Annotated in this window: 19 protein-coding genes; 16 read left to right on the top strand and 3 right to left on the bottom strand. The window is 72.6% G+C overall.

The annotated features are described in order from the left end of the window. Nucleotides 1-68: 68 nt before the first annotated feature. Entirely contained in the window at nucleotides 69-1484 is a 1416-nt protein-coding gene (locus tag HAV40_RS30015; protein ID WP_166387175.1) for a coiled-coil domain-containing protein, read from the bottom strand. A 252-nt stretch (nucleotides 1485-1736) separates the two neighbouring features. Here HAV40_RS30015 and HAV40_RS30020 point away from each other — a divergent pair, with 252 nt between their 5' ends. The 9 genes from HAV40_RS30020 (at nucleotide 1737) to HAV40_RS30060 (ending at nucleotide 11056) form a co-directional block, all read left to right on the top strand. Next, a complete protein-coding gene (locus HAV40_RS30020) occupies nucleotides 1737-2258 on the top strand; it encodes a toxin-antitoxin system HicB family antitoxin (RefSeq protein WP_166387177.1) in 522 nt (173 codons plus the stop codon). Between the two features lie 41 nt (nucleotides 2259-2299). Further along, nucleotides 2300-3190 carry a DUF4097 family beta strand repeat-containing protein gene (locus HAV40_RS30025; RefSeq protein ID WP_166387179.1) on the top strand — a complete coding sequence of 297 codons (891 nt, stop codon included), beginning with the start codon at nucleotides 2300-2302 and terminating at the stop codon, nucleotides 3188-3190. Between the two features lie 12 nt (nucleotides 3191-3202). Next, nucleotides 3203-4165 (top strand): ATP-binding cassette domain-containing protein, encoded by a 963-nt coding sequence (locus HAV40_RS30030; RefSeq protein ID WP_166387181.1) that lies wholly within the window; start codon nucleotides 3203-3205, stop codon nucleotides 4163-4165. Further along, nucleotides 4162-4947 carry an ABC transporter permease gene (locus HAV40_RS30035; protein ID WP_166387183.1) on the top strand — a complete coding sequence of 262 codons (786 nt, stop codon included), beginning with the start codon at nucleotides 4162-4164 and terminating at the stop codon, nucleotides 4945-4947. The genes HAV40_RS30030 and HAV40_RS30035 overlap by 4 nt, the downstream gene beginning before the upstream one ends. A gap of 364 nt (nucleotides 4948-5311) precedes the next feature. Continuing rightward, on the top strand, nucleotides 5312-6583 hold the full coding sequence (locus tag HAV40_RS30040; protein WP_166387185.1) for a hypothetical protein: 1272 nt from the start codon (nucleotides 5312-5314) through the stop codon (nucleotides 6581-6583). Nucleotides 6584-6920: 337 nt separating this feature from the next. Beyond that, nucleotides 6921-8237, top strand: coding sequence for a DUF1800 domain-containing protein (locus HAV40_RS30045; RefSeq protein ID WP_203672085.1), 1317 nt, complete (start codon nucleotides 6921-6923; stop codon nucleotides 8235-8237). A 15-nt stretch (nucleotides 8238-8252) separates the two neighbouring features. Further along, the gene (locus tag HAV40_RS30050; RefSeq protein WP_166387187.1) at nucleotides 8253-9485 is read left to right on the top strand and encodes a DUF1501 domain-containing protein; all 1233 of its coding nucleotides are present in this window, start codon (nucleotides 8253-8255) and stop codon (nucleotides 9483-9485) included. A gap of 57 nt (nucleotides 9486-9542) precedes the next feature. Continuing rightward, nucleotides 9543-10217, top strand: a complete 675-nt coding sequence (locus HAV40_RS30055; protein ID WP_166387189.1) for a copper resistance CopC family protein — start codon at nucleotides 9543-9545, stop codon at nucleotides 10215-10217. A 131-nt stretch (nucleotides 10218-10348) separates the two neighbouring features. Further along, a complete protein-coding gene (locus HAV40_RS30060; RefSeq protein ID WP_239087015.1) occupies nucleotides 10349-11056 on the top strand; it encodes a pyridoxamine 5'-phosphate oxidase family protein in 708 nt (235 codons plus the stop codon). On the opposite strand, the gene HAV40_RS30065 is transcribed toward HAV40_RS30060, so the two are convergent. Together HAV40_RS30065 and HAV40_RS30070 are read right to left on the bottom strand one after the other, a co-directional pair. After that, nucleotides 11040-11696, bottom strand: a complete 657-nt coding sequence (locus tag HAV40_RS30065; protein ID WP_166387298.1) for a response regulator — start codon at nucleotides 11694-11696, stop codon at nucleotides 11040-11042. The genes HAV40_RS30060 and HAV40_RS30065 overlap by 17 nt on opposite strands. Then, a complete protein-coding gene (locus HAV40_RS30070; protein WP_203672086.1) occupies nucleotides 11696-12889 on the bottom strand; it encodes a sensor histidine kinase in 1194 nt (397 codons plus the stop codon). The genes HAV40_RS30065 and HAV40_RS30070 overlap by 1 nt, the downstream gene beginning before the upstream one ends. A 132-nt stretch (nucleotides 12890-13021) precedes the next feature. Between HAV40_RS30070 and HAV40_RS30075 the strand changes: the two genes are divergently transcribed. The 7 genes from HAV40_RS30075 to HAV40_RS30105 all read left to right on the top strand — a co-directional run bounded on the left by HAV40_RS30075 (nucleotide 13022) and on the right by HAV40_RS30105 (nucleotide 20686). Next, on the top strand, nucleotides 13022-13927 hold the full coding sequence (locus tag HAV40_RS30075) for an ABC transporter ATP-binding protein (RefSeq protein WP_166387191.1): 906 nt from the start codon (nucleotides 13022-13024) through the stop codon (nucleotides 13925-13927). Beyond that, nucleotides 13924-14775, top strand: a complete 852-nt coding sequence (locus HAV40_RS30080; RefSeq protein WP_166387193.1) for an ABC transporter permease — start codon at nucleotides 13924-13926, stop codon at nucleotides 14773-14775. Before HAV40_RS30075 ends, HAV40_RS30080 begins: the two co-directional genes overlap by 4 nt. 392 nt (nucleotides 14776-15167) lie before the next feature. Next, nucleotides 15168-15836, top strand: coding sequence for a hypothetical protein (locus HAV40_RS30085; protein ID WP_166387195.1), 669 nt, complete (start codon nucleotides 15168-15170; stop codon nucleotides 15834-15836). Nucleotides 15837-15850: 14 nt separating this feature from the next. Continuing rightward, nucleotides 15851-16822: an ADP-ribosylglycohydrolase family protein gene (locus HAV40_RS30090; protein ID WP_166387197.1), complete on the top strand. Its 972-nt coding sequence runs from the start codon at nucleotides 15851-15853 to the stop codon at nucleotides 16820-16822. Between the two features lie 113 nt (nucleotides 16823-16935). Next, the gene (locus tag HAV40_RS30095; RefSeq protein WP_203672087.1) at nucleotides 16936-17814 is read left to right on the top strand and encodes an aldo/keto reductase; all 879 of its coding nucleotides are present in this window, start codon (nucleotides 16936-16938) and stop codon (nucleotides 17812-17814) included. Nucleotides 17815-17870: 56 nt separating this feature from the next. Continuing rightward, nucleotides 17871-19130: an MFS transporter gene (locus tag HAV40_RS30100; protein ID WP_239087016.1), complete on the top strand. Its 1260-nt coding sequence runs from the start codon at nucleotides 17871-17873 to the stop codon at nucleotides 19128-19130. Nucleotides 19131-19384: 254 nt separating this feature from the next. Beyond that, nucleotides 19385-20686 (top strand): carbohydrate-binding protein, encoded by a 1302-nt coding sequence (locus tag HAV40_RS30105; protein WP_203672102.1) that lies wholly within the window; start codon nucleotides 19385-19387, stop codon nucleotides 20684-20686. Nucleotides 20687-20732 lie beyond the last annotated feature (46 nt).

The following is a 20732-nucleotide window of genomic DNA, read 5'->3' on the forward strand; positions in this document are numbered from 1 at the left end:
ATTGAGACGGTACACAGGCGACAGGCCCGCTCGCCGGAAGCGAACGGGCCTGTGCTGCTGTTTCGTGACTACTCGGCGTCCGCGCCGACGCGCTCGGGCAGCGGCACCCGCTGCGCCGGGACAGCGATCTCGCCGTCGCGGCGGCCGTTGGCGTACTCGGCCAGCTCGGGGTCGCCCTCGTGGTGTCGCTGTCCCGCCTCGGCCTCGGCCTGCTCGGCGTCGGCCTCGACCTCGGCCTGCAGCTCCTCCGACAGCGCTTCCGCCTGCTGCGCCACCTCGACCAGCTCCGCCTGCACCTCGGGCATGTCGAACGCCTCGCGCTCCCCCGCCTCGGCGGCCGAGTGGCGGGGGTTCGGGCGCATCTGGACGCGCGGATACTCGCCGGTCTCCACACCGCCGACCGCAGCGGCCATGACGGCCGCGGCGGCCAGGTTGGCGACCCGCTCGGCCTCACGCTGCACGCGGGCCCGCACCGCCACCGCGTGACGCTCGGCGGACTCGGCCGCCCGGCGGGCCTCCTCCAGCCTGTGCAACTCGTGGCCGAGCTCCTGGGTGGTCTCGCTCAGGCGCTGCTGGAGCTGGGCCACGTCGCGCTCGGCGGTCGCGCCGTCCTGGCGCGACTGGACCAGACGCTGCTGGGCGATGTCCAGCTCGGCCTGCAACTGGGCCAGCGCCTGGCGCCGGGCCCGGATCTCCTGCTGCACGACGGTGAGCTGCTGCTGGTGGGCGGCGTTCTGGTCGTCGGCGCGGCGGCGCAGGTCGGTCGCGTGCTGCTGGGCCTCGGCGTGCAGCGCGGCGTTCTTCTGGTTCACCGCGGTGCGCTGACCGGCCAGCTCACGCTCGGCGGCGGCGCGCATCTCGACGAGCTCGCGCTCGACGTTGGCCTTCCACTGCGAGACCTCCTGCTGGGTCTGCGCACGACCGGCCTCGACCTCCTGCTGCACCCGCACCCGGGCGGCCTCGACCAGGGCGTCGGCCTCGGCGCGCGCGTGCTCGGCCTGCTGGGCGTTCTGGTCGTGCACGCGCTTGAGCTCCTGCTCGGCGCGCTCCAGGGCGGCCTCGCTCTCGGTGCGCAGCTGGTCGGCCCGCTCACGGGCCTCGGCGAGGATCTTCTCCGCCTCGTCCTTGTGGTGGGCCATCTGCTGGGCCGTGGTGGTGGTGATCGCCTCGGCCTGCTTCTCGGCCAGCTCCAGGATCTGGTCGACCATCGGGCCCAGGTGGCGGAAGGAGGCCCGCTCGACCTGCGCCGGGCGCTGGCGCAGCTCGGCCAGCTCGGACAGGTCGGTGTGCTGGCGCTTGAGCCGCTCGGTGAGGTCGCGGACCTGCCCGAGCGCCCGCTCGCGCTCGGCCGACAGCGACGACACCTCGGCGTTGATGCGCGCGATGTACTGCTCGACCTGCCGCTTGTCGTAACCGCGCAGCGTGACCTCGAAGTCGGGCCGTGCCGCCAGGTCGTCGCGCAGTACGTCCTCACTCTGAGACATACGTCTTCCTTCCACAGATCACGAACGCGTCGGCCGGCGGGAGCCGCGCCGCGGGGGATGCGGCGCGGTCGGCGTACCCGCCTGCGCATCCGCAGACGGTACCGGCGTCCCTATGTTCGCCGTCACCCCGCCCCTTCACCAGTCCACCGACCGTTCACGTTTGTGTCGGATCAGGGCCCGGCGGACACGCTGGCACCATCTCTGAGCCAAGATGACTTGCCTATGGCACCATCGTGGTGCCATAGTGATGCCATGGAACTGACGCCGTACGTGGAGAAGCTTCGCGCCGAACTGGCCGTCGCCGCCGAGACCGGCGGGGAGGAGGCACGGGCCCTGGCCGAGCGCCTCGCCGTGCCGCTGGAGTCGGCGATCCGGCTGACGCTGCTCGAAGCGATCTCGGCAGCCGCCGACGAGATCACCCGGGAACTCGCCCCCGGCTCGGTCGAGGTGCGCCTGCGCGGACTCAACCCCGCGTTCGTGGTGAACACCCGCCAGAGCCCGCCCGACGAGTACGCCCCCGCCCCCACCGCCGCCGCCCCGGCCTGGGACGAGGCCGCCGCCGGGGAGAAGGGCGCGACCTCGCGGATCAACCTGCGCCTGCCCGACGAGCTCAAAGCGCGCATCGACGAGGCCGCCGCCCGCGAGCGGCTGTCGGCCAACACCTGGCTGGTCCGGGCCGCCGCCGCCGCACTGGACGCGGCCGCCGCCCCGCGCCCCGCCGCCCGGCCCGGCGGCACCGACCTCGGGCAGCGCTACACCGGCTGGGCCCGCTGACCCGCCCACCGGCCACTACCAAGACCTGCGAGGAAACCGCCATGCCCACATTCGACACACCCGAGCCCATCGCCGTATCGCTGAGCGTCGTCGCGGCCGACGTCCGGATCGTCGCCGCCGACCGCACCGACACCGTGGTCGAGGTCCGCGCCGCCAACAACAGCACCAGGTCCGCCCGGCTGGTCGAGCAGACCCGCGTCGAGTACGCCGACGGCCGCCTGCTGGTCAAGACGCCCAAGCACCTCGGCACCCTGTTCGGCCGCACCGGCTCCATCGACGTCGAGATCCACCTGCCCGCCGGGTCCACCCTCGACGGCGACACCGGACTGGGCGACCTGCACGCCGACGGGCGGCTGGGCGACTGCCGGTTCAGCTCCGGCTACGGCCGGCTGCACTTCGCCCAGACCGCGAACCTGCGCGCCAGCACCGGCGCCGGCGAGATCAGCGCCGAGCAGGTGCTCGGCGACGCCGAACTGTCCACCGGGGCCGGCCGCACCCGGGTCGGGCACATCGCGGGCAACGCCGTCATCAAGAGCTCGACCGGCGGCTGCGAGGTCGGCACGATCACCGGCACCGGCCGCATCAACGGCGCGGACGGCCCCATCGTCGTCGGCCGGGCCGCAGCCGAGCTGACCGCGAAGACCGCCAACGGCGACGTCCGGGTCGACCGGGCCGAGGCCGGGCTCACCGCCAAGACCGCGTTCGGCGACATCCGCGTCGGCGCGGCCGTACGCGGCACGCACGTGCTGGAGACCTCCGCCGGGCGCATCGACGTCGGCATCCCCGAGGGCACCGCCGCCTGGCTGGACCTGCGCTCCACCAGCACGGTGCGCAACTCCCTGGACACCGTCCCCGGACCCGAGGAGGCCGACGAGCGCGTCGAGGTGCGCGCCCGGACCTCGTGGGGCGACATCACCATCCACCGCGCCTGAAAGGACATCCCCATGCCCACCCCCAGCAACGCCATCGAGGTCACCGGCCTGCGCAAGGCGTACGGCGACAAGACCGTCCTGGACGGCATCGACCTGCACGTGCCCGCCGGCACCATCTTCTCCCTGCTCGGCCCGAACGGCGCGGGCAAGACCACCGCCGTGAACATCATGTCCACCCTGCTGCGCCCCGACGCGGGCCGGATCCGCATCGCGGGCCACGACCCGGCCACCCACGCCGACGACGTCCGCGCCGCGATCGGCCTGACCGGCCAGTTCTCCGCCGTCGACAACTTCCTCACCGGCGGCGAGAACATGGCCCTGATGGCCGACCTGAACCACCTCGACCGCCGTGAAGGCCGCCGCCGCGTCGCCGACCTCCTGGAACGCTTCGACCTCACCGAGGCCGCCGGCAAGCACGCCACGACCTACTCCGGCGGCATGCGGCGACGCCTCGACCTGGCGATGACCCTGGTCGGCAACCCGCGCGTGGTGTTCCTCGACGAGCCGACCACCGGCCTGGACCCGCGCAGCCGCCGCACCATGTGGGACAGCATCCGCACCCTGGTCGCCGACGGCGTCACCATCTTCCTCACCACCCAGTATCTGGAAGAGGCCGACCAGCTCGCCGACCGGGTCGCGCTGCTCGACCACGGCCGCATCATCGCCGAGGGCACCCCCGCCGAACTCAAGCGCCTCATCCCGGGCGGCCACATCCGGCTGCGCTTCGCCGGGCTCGCCGAACTGGAGTCCGCCTCCCGCGTGTTCGGCGCGTCGACCCGTGACGACGACGCGCTCACCCTGCAGGTGCCCAGCGACGGCGGCGTCCGCTCGCTGCGCGAGGTCCTCGACCGGCTCGACGGCGCGGCCGTCGAGATCGCCGAGCTGACCGTGCACACCCCCGACCTCGACGACGTCTTCCTCACCCTGACCGGCCGCCCCGACACCGCCATCCTCGAAGGAGCGAACAACCGATGAGCACCAACGCGTACGCGCTGCGCGACTCGACCACCATGCTGCGCCGCTACCTGCTGCGGGCCCGCCGCTACCCGCTGATCGGCTTCCTCATCGGCATCCCGGTGATCATGCTGCTGCTGTTCGTGTACGTCTTCGGCGGCACGCTGGGCGACGGCATCGCCGCGGGCGGCGGCCGGGCCGCGTACGCCAACTACGTCACCCCCGGCATCCTGCTGCTGGCCATCGCCAGCGCGCCGCAGCTCACCTCGATCGGCGTCGCACAGGACATGGCCGAGGGCATCATCGCCCGGTTCCGCACCATGGCCATCTTCCGGCCCGCGGTGCTGACCGGCCACGTGCTGGGCAACCTCGTCCAGCTGGTCGTCGCGCTGGCCGTCGTCATCGGCGTCGCCGTGCTCGTCGGCTTCCGCCCGAACGCGACCCCGGTCGAGTGGCTGGCCGCGGCGGGCCTGCTGACCCTGGTCTCGTTCGCCGTCACCTGGTTCGGCGTGGCCTGCGGGCTGACCGCCCGTACCGTCGAGTCGGCCAGCAACCTGCCGATGCCGCTGATCCTGCTGCCGTTCCTGGGCAGCGGATTCGTCCCCACCGACTCCATGCCCGGGGCCGTCAGCTGGGCCGCCGAGTACCAGCCGTTCACCCCCGTCATGGAGACCCTGCGCGGCCTGCTGCTGGGCACCGGCATCGGCGACAGCGCCTGGCTGGCCGTCGCCTGGAGCGCCGCCATCACCGTCTTCTGCTACCTCTGGGCCAAGCGCCGCTTCAACCGCGACGGCGTCGCCTGATCCGTACCGCCGACCCAACCATGATCGTCCGATTTGCCAGGCACATGTCCGAATCATGGACGGGCTTTCGCCCACCTGCCTGGCAAGTCGGACGATCAACGCCGTCGTGGTCGACGCGCGGAACGCCCCGGCGCGCAGACGCGCGCACGCTGGCCGTGCCGCCGCCCAGCGGAACGCAAGCTCTCGCGGCGCTCGGAGCCGGGGAGCGCGGTAGGCCGGACGCGCCAGGGCAGCGGAGGTAGCGCGGTGACCAGGGCCGAGTCGGGCGGCCGGACCGCATGCGGTGCCGCGCAGGTGGTCGCGGTGATCAGAGCCGACTCGGGCGGCGGGAACGGATGCGCTGGAGCCGCGCTAGCCTGCCGGGATGAGCGATGCCGTCGCCGCAACACCTGAGCGCCGCGGATCGGCCGCCCTGGCGGCCCTGATCGGCGGGCTCGCGGGTGTGGCGGTGACCGCGTCCTGGGGTGCCTGGGCGATGGCGGGCGGGGCGGTCGCGGGCGCGCTGCTGCTCGGGCTCGTCGACGCGCTGGCCCGCGCCCGGCAGCGGCCGGGTGAGATCCCGGCGCTGTGGTCGCGCATCGTCATGAGCGCCGCGCTGGCCGCACCCTGCGGCTGGGCACTGGCCGCGCTGGGTGCGAACGCGCTGCTCGTCGGCGTCATCGCGGGTGGTGTCGCGGGGCTGCTAGGTGTCAGGCCGCACAAGGTGGTGCTCGGGCCGCTGGTCGGGGCGGCGCTCGGCTGGGCGATGGCGGGCGTGCCCGGTGCGATCGTCGCGGCGGTGACCGTCGCGGTCTTCCGGGTCCTGTCGGCGCTGCTGTTCCGCGAGCCGCAGGTCAGCCTGCTGGCCGAGCGGGTCGACGCGGCGCGGCTGCCGTTCGTGGTGCCACTGGCGGCCCGTACCCGCTATGTCGGCACCGGCTACGTCGCCGACCTCGCGGAGCGGATCGGCGGGCAGCACCGGCCCGACCATCCCGACATCGGCATCGTGGCGTCGCTGGACGAGCTGACCGGGCCCGGTTTCGACCCGGCGGGCACGGTCCCGCTGGTGCGCGAGTTCTACGAGCACACCACGCGGTTCACGCTGGACATCGAGCCGCGCTGGCGGGTCTGGGTCCGGCCCGGCTACCTGCTCTACCGCCACCTGCTGGCCCGGCCGCTGGGACAGGCGAACGTGCCGATGAACCAGCGCGAGACCCAGCGCGGCGTACGCAGCCGCATCGACACGGTCAGCGTCGACGGCGAGGTGACGGTCCGCGGCTGGATCCGCTCGTACGCCGACACCGACGAGCCGATCTACGTGGGCGTCTACACCACCTACCGGCACGAAGGGCGCGGCTACGTCAGCGTCGGCTTCCCGCTGCCGCAGGCGAGCTTCACCGCCACCCTGGAACCCCGTTCCCGGCCGGACGGCGGGCTGGCCCTGTCCAGCCGTAGCACGCTGGACCAGCCCGGCCACTACCTGAGTTTTGTCGACCCGGACGACGGGCGGCTGACCGCGGCCGCGGTGCACGGCTTCGCCGAGGACCTGGATGTATACGTACAGGATGGGCATCTGCGGGCGGAGCACGCATTCCGGGTGTTCGGCCTCCCGTTCCTGATCCTGCACTACCGCATCCACCGCAAACCCGCACCCTGACGGCAACCGATCCCCACTGCCGCAACCCCAGCCCGGCCCACCGACGACAAACCTCCCCAAATCGACGGCCCCACCCTGCAGTCCACGTTGAAGATCTGTTTTTGTGGACGCCAGGTGCCCCCATAGGGGCATCCAGCGTCCCCAAAAACAGATCTTGCGCATTGCCCGGACGGCAGCGACGGAGCATATTGGATAAAGCGGACACGAGGAGCGTGAGTCAGGTGTAGGGCGCGGGCGGTCCGACCGGTCCGTGGCCGGGTGGTCACTGCTCGTAGCCTTACCTTGCCCGTACACGCAGCGTGCGTGGATCGGATCAAGGCCTGCCTAGGATCGGGGCATGGCGGAACGTGAGAAGGTCGCGCACCTGCTGCGGAGGGCAACGTTCGGGCCCACCGCCGACGAGGTGGACCAAGCCGAACGGGCCGGATACCAGGCGACTGTCGAGCAACTGCTCACACCGGTCGGCGTCGACCGGGGCGCGGCCCGCACCGCGGCCCCGAAGTTCGGCGCCGACCCCTACACCGACCTGCCCAAGAAGCCGACCCGCGAGCAGCGGCAGAAGGCTCAGCAGGCGCGCAAGGAGCAGGTGCAGCAGCTCACGCACTGGTGGGTGGACCGCATGGTCGCCGCTGATCACCAGTTCACCGAGAAGCTGGTCTTCTTCTGGCACGGCCACTGGGCGACCAGCGTGCAGAAGGTCAAGTCGGCCGCGCTGATGGCGGCCCAGCAGGACACCTTCCGGCGCGACGGCCGGGGTGACTTCGGGGTGCTGGTGCGGGCGATGCTGCGCGACGGCGCGCTGATCCACTGGCTGGACGGGCAGCGCAACACCCGTAAGGCCCCGAACGAGAACCTGGCCCGCGAGCTGATGGAGCTGTTCACGCTCGGCATCGGCGCGTACACCGAAGCCGATGTGAAGGGCGCGGCCCGCGCGCTGACCGGCTGGACCGTGGACCGGGTCGACGGCACTGCCACGTTTCAGCAGGCCCGGCATGACAACGGCGCGAAGACCGTGCTCGGGCGCACCGGCCCGCTGGACGCAGACTCGCTCGCCGAGGTGATCCTGGCGCAGCCCGCCGCGAAGACGTTCCTGCCGGAGCGGCTGTGGTTCCGGTTCGCCTCCGGCGAGCCGATGCCGAAGGAGGCACGCGACCGGCTGTCGGCGGCCTTCGCCGGGCACGACGTGACCGCGCTGGTCCGGGCGATGCTGCTGGACGACCAGTTCGCGACCACCGGCGGGCAGCTGGTCAAGCAGCCGGTGGAGTGGCTGGTCGGCGCGGTGCGCCAGCTCGGCGCGGCGGGCAGCGCTGACGACAAGCAGCGCAAGCAGCTCTACCAGGGCCTGACCCGGCTCGACCAGGTGCCGTTCAAGCCGCCGAGCGTCGGCGGCTGGCCATCGGGCACAGCCTGGCTCAACACGTTCGCGACGCAGACGCGGGTGCAGCTGGCGCAGGCCCTGTCGGCCGCGGCGAGCCCGGCGTTCCTGGAGCGGCTGTCGGCCGCCCCGGTCAAGGGCCGCCCGGAGGCGCTGGCCCGGCTGCTGGTCGTGGACGCGTGGACGGACCGGACCCGGGCGGTGCTGGACGCCGCGGCCAAGGACGCCAAGAAGCTGACCGTGCTGGGGCTGATCAGCCCCGAGTACGCGGTGCACTGAGAAGGAGGACGCGCGATGGACACCACGACCCGGCGGAAGTTCCTGATCGCCAGCGGCGTCGTCGGCGGCGCGGCCCTGGCCGCGGGCGCGACGACGCTGGCCCTGACCGACATCCTCGACACCGCGGGCGACCGCCCCGAGGGTGCGAAGACCCTCGTCGTCATCACGCTGTACGGCGGCAACGACGGCCTGAACACCGTCATCCCGTACGCCGACACCGCCTACCAGGACGCCCGCCCCGAGCTGGCCTACGACGGCGGCGAGGTGCTCAAGCTCGACGACGCCACCGGCCTGAACCCGGCACTGAAGGGCCTGCACGAGCTGTTCGGCAACAAGAAGCTCGCCGTCGTACGCGGCGTCGGCTACCCCAAGCCCGACCGCAGCCACTTCCGCTCGATGGACATCTGGCAGACCGCCAACCCGGACCGGCCCGGCAACACGGGCTGGATCGGCCGCTGGCTCGACGGCGTGGGCGGCGACCCGCGGCTGGCCGTGTCGTTCGAGAAGGTGCTCCCGCCGCTGCTGGCAGGGCAGAAGAGCGCCGGTGCGGTGATCGGCGCGGCGGACGTGAAGCTGCCCAAGGCGGTCACCGCCGAGGCCCTGGCCGGATTCGCCGCGCCGTCGGCCGGGGAACCGCCGCTGCAGGCGCGCGCCGCGGCCTGCTTCGGTGACCTGGCCCGGGTGCGCGAGATGTCGCAGCAGGTCAAGGACGCCGACACCGACGCCGACGACGGTGACGACGAGAAGGTCCCGGCGACCGGCACCGGCGGCCTCGCCGGGCTGCAGGCGCAGCTGGACCTGGTCGCACAGTGCATCGAGGCCGGGGTGGCGACGCGGACGTTCTCGGTGTCGCTGGGCGGCTTCGACACCCACGCCGACGAGCGCAACCTGCAGGAGCAGCTGCTGTCCTACCTGGACAAGGGCGTGACCGCGTTCTACAAGCGGATCACGGCCCATCCGGCGGGCAAGGACGTGGTGGTGCTGGTCTACTCCGAGTTCGGGCGGCGGGTGAAGGCCAACGCCTCCGACGGCACCGACCACGGCACCGCGTCCAACGTGTTCGTGCTGGGCGAGTCGATCCCCGGTGGACTGTACGGCGAGCAGCCCAGCCTCACCGACCTAGACGACGGGGACCTGAAGTTCACCGTCGACTTCCGCGACGTGTACGCCAGCGCCCTGGACCGGGTCCTGCAGGCCGACCCGGGCGCGGCGCTGGACGGCTGGAAGGGCCGCCTGTCCTGGTGGTGACCGGCGGACGGGAAGCGGGGATGGTGCGCACGGCGGCGATGGCTTAGCTTCATCCGCATGTATCGAAAGATCGCCGCCGTTCTCGCCGCGGTGGCCCTGGCCGTGCTGCTGCCCTCCCCCGCGCAGGCGCACGGCCAGCTGGCCTTCTCCGACCCCGTCGACCGCAGCACGCTGACCGAGCCCCGCGAGAGCGTGCGGCTGGTGTTCACCGAGAAGGCCAACACGGCCGCGTACTTCACGGTGAAGGCCCCCGACGGCACCCGCGTGGACCACGGCTGGTCCGGCGGGGAGCCCAAGCCCCTGGCCAGCCCGGTGCAGGAGCTGACGCTGCGCGACGGCAACTGGGAGCCGCAGCTGTACAAGATCGGCTTCCCCACGGTCATCCCGGTGTCGCACTGGCCGCAGACCGGCGTCTACACCATCACCTACCAGTCGGTGGCCTCCGACGGCGACAAGGTCAGCGGCGAGGTCCGCTTCGACTACCAGGGGAAGATCACTGCTGCGCCCGCCGGGTGGCAGCCGCCGACCAACCAGCCCGACCCGATACTGCTCGGCCAGACCACCGCACCGCAGCAGCCCGCCGGCTCGGGCGGCGCGACCTCCGGAGCCGTCGCCGGCCCGGCCGCACCGGACTCGCCGACCTGGCCTTACTGGGCGCTCGCCGGGCTGGTGGCGGCGGTGGTCCTCGGCGGCGTACTGGTGCACCGGCGCGGCGCCCCGCGGCGGCGCTGACCGGTCGCGGGCACCGCATCAGGCGACTGAGCGCAGCCCGCGTCGCACGCGTTGTGCGACGCGGGCCGTCCGGCATCCGTGAATCTCGTTCGCAGGCGCACCCGCGGGGGCGCGGCGAAGGGGGAACGAAGATGACCCGGATCGTCGAGAAGATGCAGGGTTCGGCCGGCGAACGCCGCCTGCAGCAGGCACACGGCACGGCCGCGCGGGCGCAGCGCTTCTACGACCAGCAGCAGCTGGACCACCTCAACGAGCGCATGGCCGCGTTCGTACGGCGGCAGGAGATGATGTTCGTCGCGACCTCCGACGCCGCCGGGGAGTGCGACAACACGTTCCGGGCCGGGCCCGCGGGGTTCGTGCACGTACTCGACGCCACTCACCTGACCTGGCCGGAGTATCGCGGCAACGGGGTGATGGCGAGTCTGGGCAACATCACCGAGAACGGCCACGTGGGGCTGCTGTTCGTCGATTTCGTCGACGACGCGATCGGGCTGCACGTCAACGGGCGCGCCCGCGTGGTGGAGGACGACCTGGCCCGCGCGGCGTACCCGGATCTGCCGGTCGACCCGGTTCCCGGGCGGCGGGCCGAGCGCTGGGTGCTGGTCGAGGTGCAGGAGGCCTACATCCACTGTGCCAAGCACATCCCCCGGATGGCGAAGGCACCGCGCAAGCGCGAGTGGGGCACCGACGACGTGCGGCGCAAGGGCGGCGACTTCTTCGGCGCGGCCGCCGACACCGCCGCCCGCGCGGCCCTGCCCGCCGACGCCGTACAGCCTCCGCTGCTGCGGCGCTGGCTGCGGCGGCTGTCCCCGCGCCGCCGGGTCACCCCGGTGGCGTGACCAGGCCCAGCTCGTACGCGGTGATGACGAGCTGGACGCGGTCCCGGGCGGCCAGCTTGGTGAGCAGCCGTGCGACATGCGACTTCGCGGTGGCCGGGGAGATGAACAGCTCCTGGGCGATCTCACCGTTGGACAGCCCGCGCCCGATCAGGGTCAGCACCTCCCGTTCCCGGTCGGTGATCGGAGGATCGGGGCGTGGCGTACGCGCCGTGACCGGCCCGGCGGCGAAGTCGGCGATCAGGCGGCGGGTGACGCTCGGCGCGATCAGCGCGTCCCCGGCCGCGACGACCCGGATCGCGGCCAGGATGTCGTCCAGTGCCATGTCCTTGACCAGGAATCCGCTGGCCCCGGCCCGCAGCGCGCCGTAGACGTGCGCGTCCTCGTCGAACGTGGTCAGCATGAGCACCCGGGCCGGGCCGCCCGCGCCGGTGATCTGCCGGGTCGCCTCGATACCGTCCATGCCCGGCATCCGGATGTCCATGACGACGACGTCGGGCCGCACGTCGGCGGTCAGCCGGACCGCGTCGGCTCCGGTGCCCGCCTCCGCGACCACGGCCAGGTCGGGCGTCTCGTTGATCAGCACCCGTAGCCCGGACCTGACCAGCGGCTGGTCGTCGGCGAGCAGCACCCGCACCGTCATCACGCGGCCACCGTCGCGGCCACGTGCTCGGGCACGGGCAGGCGTGCGCTGACCAGCCAGCCGCCCTCGGGCCGGGGTCCGGCGGTGAGCTGCCCGCCGAGCAGGGCCACGCGTTCGCGCATACCCGTGATGCCGTAGCCGGTGCCGGGCCGGGCACCGCCCCGCCCGTCGTCGGCGACCTCCAGCAGCAGTTCGGCGTCGCGGTATTCGACGGTCACCGCGCAGCGTGGCGTTGCCGCGTGGCGGACCACGTTGGTGACGGCCTCCTGCACCACCCGGTACGCGGACAGTTCGATGTCGCCGGGCAGCGGCCGCCGGTCGCCACGCCAGTCGACGGTGACCCGCACCCCTGCGCCGGCCGTGGTGGCGGCGAGCCGGTCCAGGTCGGCGAGCACCGGCGCGGGGGCGGCCGGGGCGATCCCGGTGTCCTGGCGCAGCCCGACCAGCACCCGCCGCAGCCCGGCCAGGGTCTCGCGGCTGGTGTCCTCGATGGCCTGCAGCGCGTTGCGGGCCTCGGCTGGCTGGGTGTCGATGACGCGGCGGCCCATGCCCGCCTGGATGGCGATGACGCCGATGCTGTGCGCGACCATGTCGTGCAGCTCGCGCGCGATCCGCAGGCGTTCCTCGGTGGCGGCCTGGCTGGCGGCCTGTACTCCGATGGCCTGGGCGTGACGGCGGCGGGCCCGCACGGAGTTGCCGACGGTCCAGGTCAGCGCCATGGCCAGGGTGGGTACCTCGAACTCGAAAACGGGCACGCTCGTGCCGTTGCCGTAGCCCATGGCGACCTGGCCGAGCAGCGCGACGAAAGCCACGGCCGAGGAGACGGGCCGCGATCGGCTCGCCGTGATGACGGCCACGGCGAGGTCGACGGCGATGATCTGCAGGTAGCGCATGTCGGTGAGGTAGGCGACCTCCTCGGTGTTGATCGCGACGGTCGCGGCGGCCGAGCCGACCAGCAGCAGGCCCAGTGCGACGAACGGCCAACGGCGCAGCAGCGCGAACGGGAGCGCCAGCGCCAGGGCGGGCAGCAGGTGACGCATCGACAGCCACGGCACCAGGTCGAAGCTGCCGCCGCCCGCGCCGTCGGAGATCACGACGTACAGCAGCAACGGCGAGGCCAGCGCACCGGTCCACGCCAGCACGGCGCGCAGTTGCGCCGCGACGGTCCGGCGGCCAGGGGTGATGGGGTCCACCCGGTGAGAGTAGCCAGGTCAGCGCGGTGCGGGCATCGGCCCGTGGGCGTACGCCCGGAGGATGCACGCCGTCCCCTGACTGCCGTCCGTGGCCCGATGCCCGCCGCCGCCCGCCCCGGCAGGATCGATCCCATGATCGAAGTCATCGGCCTGACCAAGCGCTACGGCGGCAAGACCGCCGTCGACGACCTGTCCTTCACGGTGCGGCCCGGGCACGTCACCGGCTTCCTCGGCCCGAACGGCGCGGGCAAGACCACCACCCTGCGGGTGATCCTCGGCCTGGACGCGCCCACCGCCGGGGCCGTCACCGTCGACGGGGTCCCGTTCCGCACCCACCGCCGTGGCCTGCACCACGTCGGCGCGCTGCTCGACGCCCAGCAGGTGCACGGCGGGCGCAGTGCGCAAGCCCACCTGGCCGCGCTGGCCCGCAGCAACGGCATCGGGCGGCGGCGCGTCGGCGAGGTGCTGGCCGAGGTCGGGCTGGCCGATGCGGGACACCGCCGGATCGGCGGCTTCTCCCTCGGCATGAAGCAGCGGCTCGGCATCGCCGCCGCGCTGCTCGGCGACCCGCCGGTGCTCATGTTCGACGAGCCGATCAACGGTATGGACCCCGAGGGCGTGCGCTGGGTACGGCACCTGTTCCGGAGCCTGGCCGCGCAGGGCCGCACCGTGTTCCTGTCCAGCCATCTGATGACGGAGATGGAGCACACCGCAGACCACCTGGTCGTCATCGGCCAGGGCCGGCTCATCGCCGCCGAGCCGCTGCGCGCTTTCGCCGACCGGGGCACCCGCCAGCGGGTCACCGTACGCACCCCGCAGCCCGCGGTGCTCGCCGCCGCGCTGACCGCCGCCGGGGCGAGCGTCGACACCGCACCCGACCACCTGGCCGTACGCGGCCTGTCCGCCGAGCAGATCGGCGCGCTCGCCTTCGCCAACGCGGTCGAGCTGCACGAACTGGCCACCCACACCACCAGCCTGGAGGAAGCATTCATGGAGATCACCGCCGGTCACGCCGACCACCTGGCCGGGTCGCGATGACCACGTCCACGCTCACCGCCGCCGCCCCGCGCACCCGCGCGGCCGCGCCACCGGCCCGGTTCACCGACCTGGTCGCCGCCGAGTGGATCAAACTGTGGTCGCTGCGGTCCACCCCCTGGACGCTGGGCCTGGCCACCCTGTTCGTCATCGGCACGGCAGCGCTGGCCGCCAAGGCCGACTACGACAACTTCCCCTTCTACGACGCCGAGGTCCAGCGCGAACACATGTTCTCCCTCGGCGACGCGTTCCCGCAGGAGGGCTACCTGACCCTGATGCTGGTCGCGGCGAGCCTCGGCGCGCTGAGCATGGTCTCGGAGTACGGCAGCGGACTGATCCGCACCACCACGGCCGCGGTGCCCGCGCGCGGCGCGCTCGTGCTCGCCAAGGCGGTCGTGACGGCCGCGGTCTGGACCGCCACCGGCGCACTCATCGCCGTCGGCTCGTTCACGGTGTCGCAGGCCATCCTCTCCGGACGCGACGCCGCGGTGTCCATCACGGACCCGGCGTCGCTGCGCGCCGTCGCCGCCTCCGCCCTGCTCGCCCCCGTCTGCGCCCTGATCGGCCTCGGGCTCGGCGTGCTCATCCGCCACACCGCCGCCACGCTGGTCACCGCCACGTTCCTGCTGCTGATCCTGCCGAGCATGTTCTCCGCCGACAAACGCTGGTCGGCCGAGCTCAGCCACCTGATGCCCGGCATCGCATGGGGCCGCCTGGTCACCGACTGGATGCCCCCGCCCCACCCCGGCTACTACCCCGCCGCCATCCCCCAGTCCTGGCTCGTCCTGGCCCTCTGGCCCGTCCTGCTCCTGCTCCCCGCCCTCCTGCTCGCCCACCGCCGCGACGTCTGAAGGAAGGGCACCTTCTTATCGCATGCGTCGTAGAAGGTGCCCTTCCTCACGTTTACCGGCAGTTGATCAGGGCATCGAGCCGGAGCCTGGCGCGGCCGGGCGCGCCGAGCCGGGACGTGACGGCCTTGCGCTGTCGGGATGTACGCACAAAGACGCAGGTGCAGGCCGCGCGTCCCACGCGTCGGCGGAGCGGGTGACGCACCTTCCCCGCCAGCGGCGGGGCGACTACCATCGGCGCTGTTCTCGACGGTGCAGGCTGCGCGGGAACGTCGACCCGGGCCGACGGGAGTCGCGGCGACCGAACACTGGGGTGAGGAGATCCTGCGATGACCGACAACCGGTTGAAGGGTCGAGTGAAGGGCCTGTTCAGCGGCCCGGCGGAGAACGAACCTATGGAACAGCAGCACAACAGCAACGTGCTCGCCGACCCGGAGGCGGAGCGGCAGGCACTGCAGGTCCTGGTGCTGGCCCGGCGCACCGCCGACGAGCACGTCGCCAACGCTCAGGCCGAAGCCGACCGGATCAAGGGCGACGCCCGTGGCAAGGCCGACGACCTGGCCCGTGACGCGCGCGGCATCGTGGAGAGCGCCCGGCAGGAGGCCGCGCAGATCCAGGCCGCCGCGCAGGCCAGGGCCGTCGAGATCAGCCGCGAGGCGCAGTCGCACGCCGACAGCGCCCGCCGGGAGACCGAGCAGCTGGTCGCCGACGCGCGCAGCACCGCGACGAAGATCGTCGAAGCCGCGCAGGCGAAGTCCGACGAGCTGGAACGCGACGCCCTGCAGCAGTACGAGGACGTCGTCGGCAGCCTGGAGGGCAAGCGTTCGGTGCTGCAGCGGCGCATCGAGGCGCTGCAGAACTTCGACCGCGACTACCGGGCCCGGCTGCGCAAGTTCATGAACAGCCAGCTCGACGCGCTCGACCTGGACGAGCACCCGTCTCCTGAGGGCGACGACGAGGACGAGCACTTCGCCGAGGTGTCGGCCCCGGACCGCCAGCAGCCCACCGTCGTACGCCGCCAGCCGGCCGCCGTGGTGGTGCCGCAGGAGCGCCGCCGCCCCTGAGCGGCGGCCCGCCGATGGCGTCAGCGCCGGACAGCACCACCGGCAGGCCCGACCGGGTGGCCGGTGCGCTGCTCGGCGTGCACGCCGGTGACGCGCTCGGCGCGACCGTCGAGTTCGACTCCTGGGAGTACATCCGGTTCCGGTATCCCGGCGGCGTCCGGGAGATCATGGGCGGCGGCGTGTTCGAGTGGCCGCCCGGCCACGCGACCGACGACACGGACCTGACCCGTGCCGTCGCGCTGGCCTACCTGGACCCGGGCGACGATGTCGTGCTCGCCGCCGCCCGCCGGATGCTGAACTGGTACGAGGGCGACTGGCCCGGCCGGGCACCCGGCCGCCCGCCCGTCGACGTCGGCGGCGCGACCGAGGACGGGCTGCGCGCGTTCGCGCAGACCGGCGATCCCGGCGGCTCCGGCGCGGGGCCCGGCCGGGCCGGCAACGGCTCGCTTATGCGCTGCATCCCCACTGCGCTGGCCGTACGCGACCGTGACCGGCGAATCCGGGACTCGATGCGGATCTCCGCGGTGACCCACTCCGACGTGCGGTGCACGGTCGCCTGCGCGGCCTACAACGAGATCGTCGCCGCGCTGGTGGACGGCGTCGCGGCGAACGGGGCCGTGGCGGCCGGTGCGGCCGTCGCGCGCGAGCTGCACAACACCGACGTGCTCGCCGCTATCGCGCTCGGCGAGCGCCTGGACCTGGCCGAGCTGGCCCGGACCGGCGTGACGGGCCTGCCCGACGACGGCAACGGGTACGTGCTCGACTCGCTGGCGCTGGCGGTCGCCGCCGTGCTCGACCTCCGTGACCTGACCGACGTGCTCATCGACATCGTGGCCCTCGGCAACGACAGCGACACCAACGCGGCGATAGCGGGCGGGCTGCTGGGCGCGCGGGACGGAGCGTCATCCATTCCGGACGGCTGGCTGTCCCTGCTGCAGTTCCGGGTCGAGTTCACCGAGATCGCCGCGGTATTCGGTCGGCGCTGAACCCCGGTCGCGAACGTTCCCCTTACGCTAATGAAATTAGCAAGGATCCTGGCTTCGCACCATCGGGTACTCGAACGAGTGTGCAGGCCAGGGGCCGTGGCTATGGTCAGCCGATGCCTACTCCCCTGATCGATGCGACCTCGGCGGGCACCTTTACGCTCGGCGACCTGACCGTCAACCGGATCGGCTTCGGCGCGATGCGCCTGCCCGGCGGTGAGAACTACGGCTACGGCTCGGCCAGCGACCGCGACCGGGTCATCGGCGTGCTGCGGCAGGCCGTCGCGCTCGGCGTGAACCACATCGACACCGCCGCGTTCTACTTCTCGCCGCTGCGCTCGGCCAACGAGCTGATCAACCGGGCGCTGGCCCCGTACGCCGGCGGGCTCGTCATCGCCGCGAAGGTCGGGCCCGGCCGTGATCCGTCCGGCGACTGGCTGCCGCTGGCCCGGCCGGACCAGCTGCGCGGGCAGGTCGAGGAGAACCTGCGCCAGCTCGGCCGCGACCACCTGGACCTGGTGTACCTGCGCCAGCACGGCCTGGAGTCGGTCGCCGAGCACTTCGGCGCACTGGCCGAGCTGCGCGACGCCGGGCTGATCCGGCACCTGGGCCTGTCCAACATCCGCCCCCAGCACCTGGCCCAGGCGCAGGCCGTCGCACCGGTGGTGAGCGTGCAGAACCCGTACGGCGTCGACACCCGCCGGATGCACGACGGCCTCGTGCGGACCTGCGGCGAGCAGGGCGTCGCGTTCGTGCCGTTCTTCTCGGTCGCGGGCGAGGGCAGGGAGTCCGGCGGCGTCGCCCGCAACGACGCCGTGCAGGCCATAGCGCAGGCACACGGCGCGACGGCGGCGCAGGTGCGGATCGCATGGACGCTCAGCCGCGGGCCGCACACGCTGGCCATACCCGGCACCGGCAACCCGGACCACCTGGTGGAGAACATCGCCGCCGGAGCGCTGCGCCTGTCGGCGCAGGAGCTGGCGTCCCTGGAGTAGCGGCAATCCGGCCATCGTCCTGTTCGTTCATTCCACGGGGGAAGGAACCACATACCTTGACGACCATCACCCGCCCGCCCGCCGCCCCTGTCCCGAACCGATCCTGGCCGGTCGAGCGGGGGCTGATCCCGGCTCGCGGCCCGCAGCGCGTGATCGCGCTGGCGACCTTCGTCAACATGGTCGGCACCGGCGTCTTCATGACCAGCGCCGCACTGTTCTTCACCCGCTCGGTGGGGCTGCCGCTGACCAAGGTCGCCCTGGGCATGGGAGCCGCGGCACTGGTCGGCATGCTGGCCGGGATGCCGGTCGGGCACCTGGCCGACCGGCGCGGACCGCGCGAGATCTACCTGATCACCCTGATCGTGCGGGCCGTGTCCATGGCGTCGTTGGTCTTCGTGCACACGTTCTGGTTGTTCGTCGTGGTGGTCTGCCTGACCCAGCTGGCCAACTCCGCGGGCGGCGCGGCGCGCGGCCCGCTGGTGCGTGGGTTCGGCGGCACGAACCTGACCGAGTTCCGGTCGTACCTGCGCTCGGTCGCCAACCTCGCCGGGTGCTGCGGTGCGCTGGCGGCGGGCATGGCCGTGCAGCTGGACACACGTGGGGCGTACCTGGCGCTGGTGCTGGGCAACGCGCTGAGCTTCGTGGCCTGCGCGGCCGTCATCACACGGCTGCCCGCGCTGCCGCCGGTTCCGGCACCGGCTGAGGCGGGGCGCTGGGTCGTGCTCAGGGACCGGCCCTATCTCGTGGTCACCGCGCTCGACGCGGTCATGTCGATCCAGGGTCAGGTGCTGGTGTTCGCGCTGCCGTTGTGGATCACGTTGCACACCGACGCGCCGCGCTGGTTCATCGGCGTCGCCGTCGCGGTGAACACCGCCCTGGTGGCGGCGCTGCAGGTCAGGGCGAGCCGGGGCATCGACACCGGCCTGGCCGCCGGTCGTGCGCTGCGCCGCTCGGGGCTGGCGTTCCTGGTCGGCATGGCGTTGATGGCGGCGACGGCGGGCCTGCCCGGCTGGGTGGCCGTGGCGCTGCTGACGGTCGGGATCGCCGCGCACACCGTCGGCGAGCTGTGGCACGCGGCGGCTTCGCTGGAGCTGCAGTTCCGGCTCGCCCCGGCGCACGCCCAGGGTCAGTACACGGGCGTGTCGGGGTTCGGCACGGGGCTGGCGAACGTGGTCGCGCCGACGGTGCTCGGCCTGCTCTGCGTCACCTGGGGCGCACCCGGCTGGCTGCTCATGGGCGCGGTGTTCGTCGTGGTGGGACTGCTTTCGCCGCTGGTGGTGCGGTGGGCTGAGCGGACCAGGCTGTACGCCGTGTAGGACCTCGGCCGTGGCGGGTGGCCTGGTTACGTTCCAGGCCACCCGGCACGGTCTGACCTCGACCGGGAGTGGGCATCAGGGTCCACATCCGACGGACTGGGATATTGGCATCCGTCCACCCATAGACATTGACAGTAAACCTTCCTAATAATGACGCCATGCCGAACTCCTCTCGAACGCTGCGCCGCTCGGCGCGCTGGGCGGTCGCCATCGCCACCAGCGCCGCGGCCACCCTCGCGGTCGCGGTCGTGTCCATGCCGAGCGGCCAGGCCGCCCCGGCCCCGGCCGCCGCGCTCGCCGCCTGCTCCGCCCCGGCCTGGGCCGAGGGCAACACCTACACCGTCGGCACGCAGGTCACCTACAACGGGCGGCTGTACCGCGCCCTGGTGACCCACACCGCCCACGTGGGCGCCGGCTGGAACCCTGCCGCGACCCCCTCGCTCTGGACCGACCTGGGCGTCTGTGACGGCAACCCGCCGTCGCCGAGCGCGTCGGCCTCCCCGTCGCGCCCGCCGTCGCCGTCCGCGTCGCCCTCGCGGCCGCCGTCGCCGTCCCCGTCGGTGTCGCCCCCGCCGTCGCCGTCGACCTCCCCCGGCGGCACCACCTGCGCCGTGAAGTCCCGCCCGAGCGGCAAGGTGCTGCACGGGTACTGGGAGAACTGGGACGGCTCGTCCAACGGCGTGCACCCGCCGTTCGGCTGGACGCCGATCACCGACGCGCGCATCCGCCAGCACGGATACAACGTGATCAACGCGGCGTTCCCGGTCATCCGGTCCGACGGCACGGTGCTGTGGGAGGACGGCATGGACGCGGGCGTGAAGGTCGCCACTCCGGCGGAGATGTGCGCGGCCAAGGCCGCGGGCCTGACCATCCTGATGTCGATCGGCGGCGCGACCGCCGGTATCGACCTCAGCTCGTCGACGGTCGCCGACCGGTTCGTGGCCACGGTGGTGCCGCTGCTCAAGAAGTACAACTTCGACGGCATCGACATCGACATCGAGACCGGCCTCACCGGCAGCGGCAACATCAACACGCTGTCGACCTCGCAGGCCAACCTGATCCGCATCATCGACGGTGTGCTGGCGCAGATGCCGTCCAACTTCGGCCTGACGATGGCCCCGGAGACGGCGTACGTCACCGGCGGCAGCGTCGTCTACGGCTCGATCTGGGGCTCGTACCTGCCGATCATCAAGAAGTACGCCGACAACGGCCGCCTGTGGTGGCTGAACATGCAGTACTACAACGGCAGCATGTACGGCTGCTCCGGTGACTCGTACTCGGCCGGCACCGTGCAGGGCTTCGTCGCGCAGACGACCTGCCTCAACAACGGCCTGGTCATCCAAGGCACGACCATCCGGGTGCCGTACGACAAGCAGGTCCCGGGTCTGCCCGCGCAGGTCGGCGCGGGCGGCGGCTACATGTCGACGTCGCTGGTGTCGCAGTCGTGGAACAGCTTCAACGGCCAGCTCAAGGGCCTGATGACCTGGTCTATCAACTGGGACGGGTCGAAGAACTGGACCTTCGGCGACAACGTGAAGTCGCTGCAGGGCCGCTGACCTCACCCGATCCAGGGCTCCGTCCCCGCGGCACCGCGGCGGGGAC

This window comes from Catellatospora methionotrophica (genome assembly GCF_011297335.1).
GTDB classification, from domain to species: domain Bacteria; phylum Actinomycetota; class Actinomycetes; order Mycobacteriales; family Micromonosporaceae; genus Catellatospora; species Catellatospora methionotrophica.

What these genes read in the sequence shown, in the direction of transcription:
- HAV40_RS30015 (WP_166387175.1), bottom strand. Translation starts at nt 1,484, where the DNA reads ATGTCTCAGAGTGAGGACGTACTGCGCGACGACCTGGCGGCACGGCCC.
- HAV40_RS30020 (WP_166387177.1), top strand. Translation starts at nt 1,737, where the DNA reads ATGGAACTGACGCCGTACGTGGAGAAGCTTCGCGCCGAACTGGCCGTC.
- HAV40_RS30025 (WP_166387179.1), top strand. Translation starts at nt 2,300, where the DNA reads ATGCCCACATTCGACACACCCGAGCCCATCGCCGTATCGCTGAGCGTC.
- HAV40_RS30030 (WP_166387181.1), top strand. Translation starts at nt 3,203, where the DNA reads ATGCCCACCCCCAGCAACGCCATCGAGGTCACCGGCCTGCGCAAGGCG.
- HAV40_RS30035 (WP_166387183.1), top strand. Translation starts at nt 4,162, where the DNA reads ATGAGCACCAACGCGTACGCGCTGCGCGACTCGACCACCATGCTGCGC.
- HAV40_RS30040 (WP_166387185.1), top strand. Translation starts at nt 5,312, where the DNA reads ATGAGCGATGCCGTCGCCGCAACACCTGAGCGCCGCGGATCGGCCGCC.
- HAV40_RS30045 (WP_203672085.1), top strand. Translation starts at nt 6,921, where the DNA reads ATGGCGGAACGTGAGAAGGTCGCGCACCTGCTGCGGAGGGCAACGTTC.
- HAV40_RS30050 (WP_166387187.1), top strand. Translation starts at nt 8,253, where the DNA reads ATGGACACCACGACCCGGCGGAAGTTCCTGATCGCCAGCGGCGTCGTC.
- HAV40_RS30055 (WP_166387189.1), top strand. Translation starts at nt 9,543, where the DNA reads ATGTATCGAAAGATCGCCGCCGTTCTCGCCGCGGTGGCCCTGGCCGTG.
- HAV40_RS30060 (WP_239087015.1), top strand. Translation starts at nt 10,349, where the DNA reads ATGACCCGGATCGTCGAGAAGATGCAGGGTTCGGCCGGCGAACGCCGC.
- HAV40_RS30065 (WP_166387298.1), bottom strand. Translation starts at nt 11,696, where the DNA reads ATGACGGTGCGGGTGCTGCTCGCCGACGACCAGCCGCTGGTCAGGTCC.
- HAV40_RS30075 (WP_166387191.1), top strand. Translation starts at nt 13,022, where the DNA reads ATGATCGAAGTCATCGGCCTGACCAAGCGCTACGGCGGCAAGACCGCC.
- HAV40_RS30080 (WP_166387193.1), top strand. Translation starts at nt 13,924, where the DNA reads ATGACCACGTCCACGCTCACCGCCGCCGCCCCGCGCACCCGCGCGGCC.
- HAV40_RS30085 (WP_166387195.1), top strand. Translation starts at nt 15,168, where the DNA reads ATGGAACAGCAGCACAACAGCAACGTGCTCGCCGACCCGGAGGCGGAG.
- HAV40_RS30090 (WP_166387197.1), top strand. Translation starts at nt 15,851, where the DNA reads ATGGCGTCAGCGCCGGACAGCACCACCGGCAGGCCCGACCGGGTGGCC.
- HAV40_RS30095 (WP_203672087.1), top strand. Translation starts at nt 16,936, where the DNA reads ATGCCTACTCCCCTGATCGATGCGACCTCGGCGGGCACCTTTACGCTC.
- HAV40_RS30105 (WP_203672102.1), top strand. Translation starts at nt 19,385, where the DNA reads ATGCCGAGCGGCCAGGCCGCCCCGGCCCCGGCCGCCGCGCTCGCCGCC.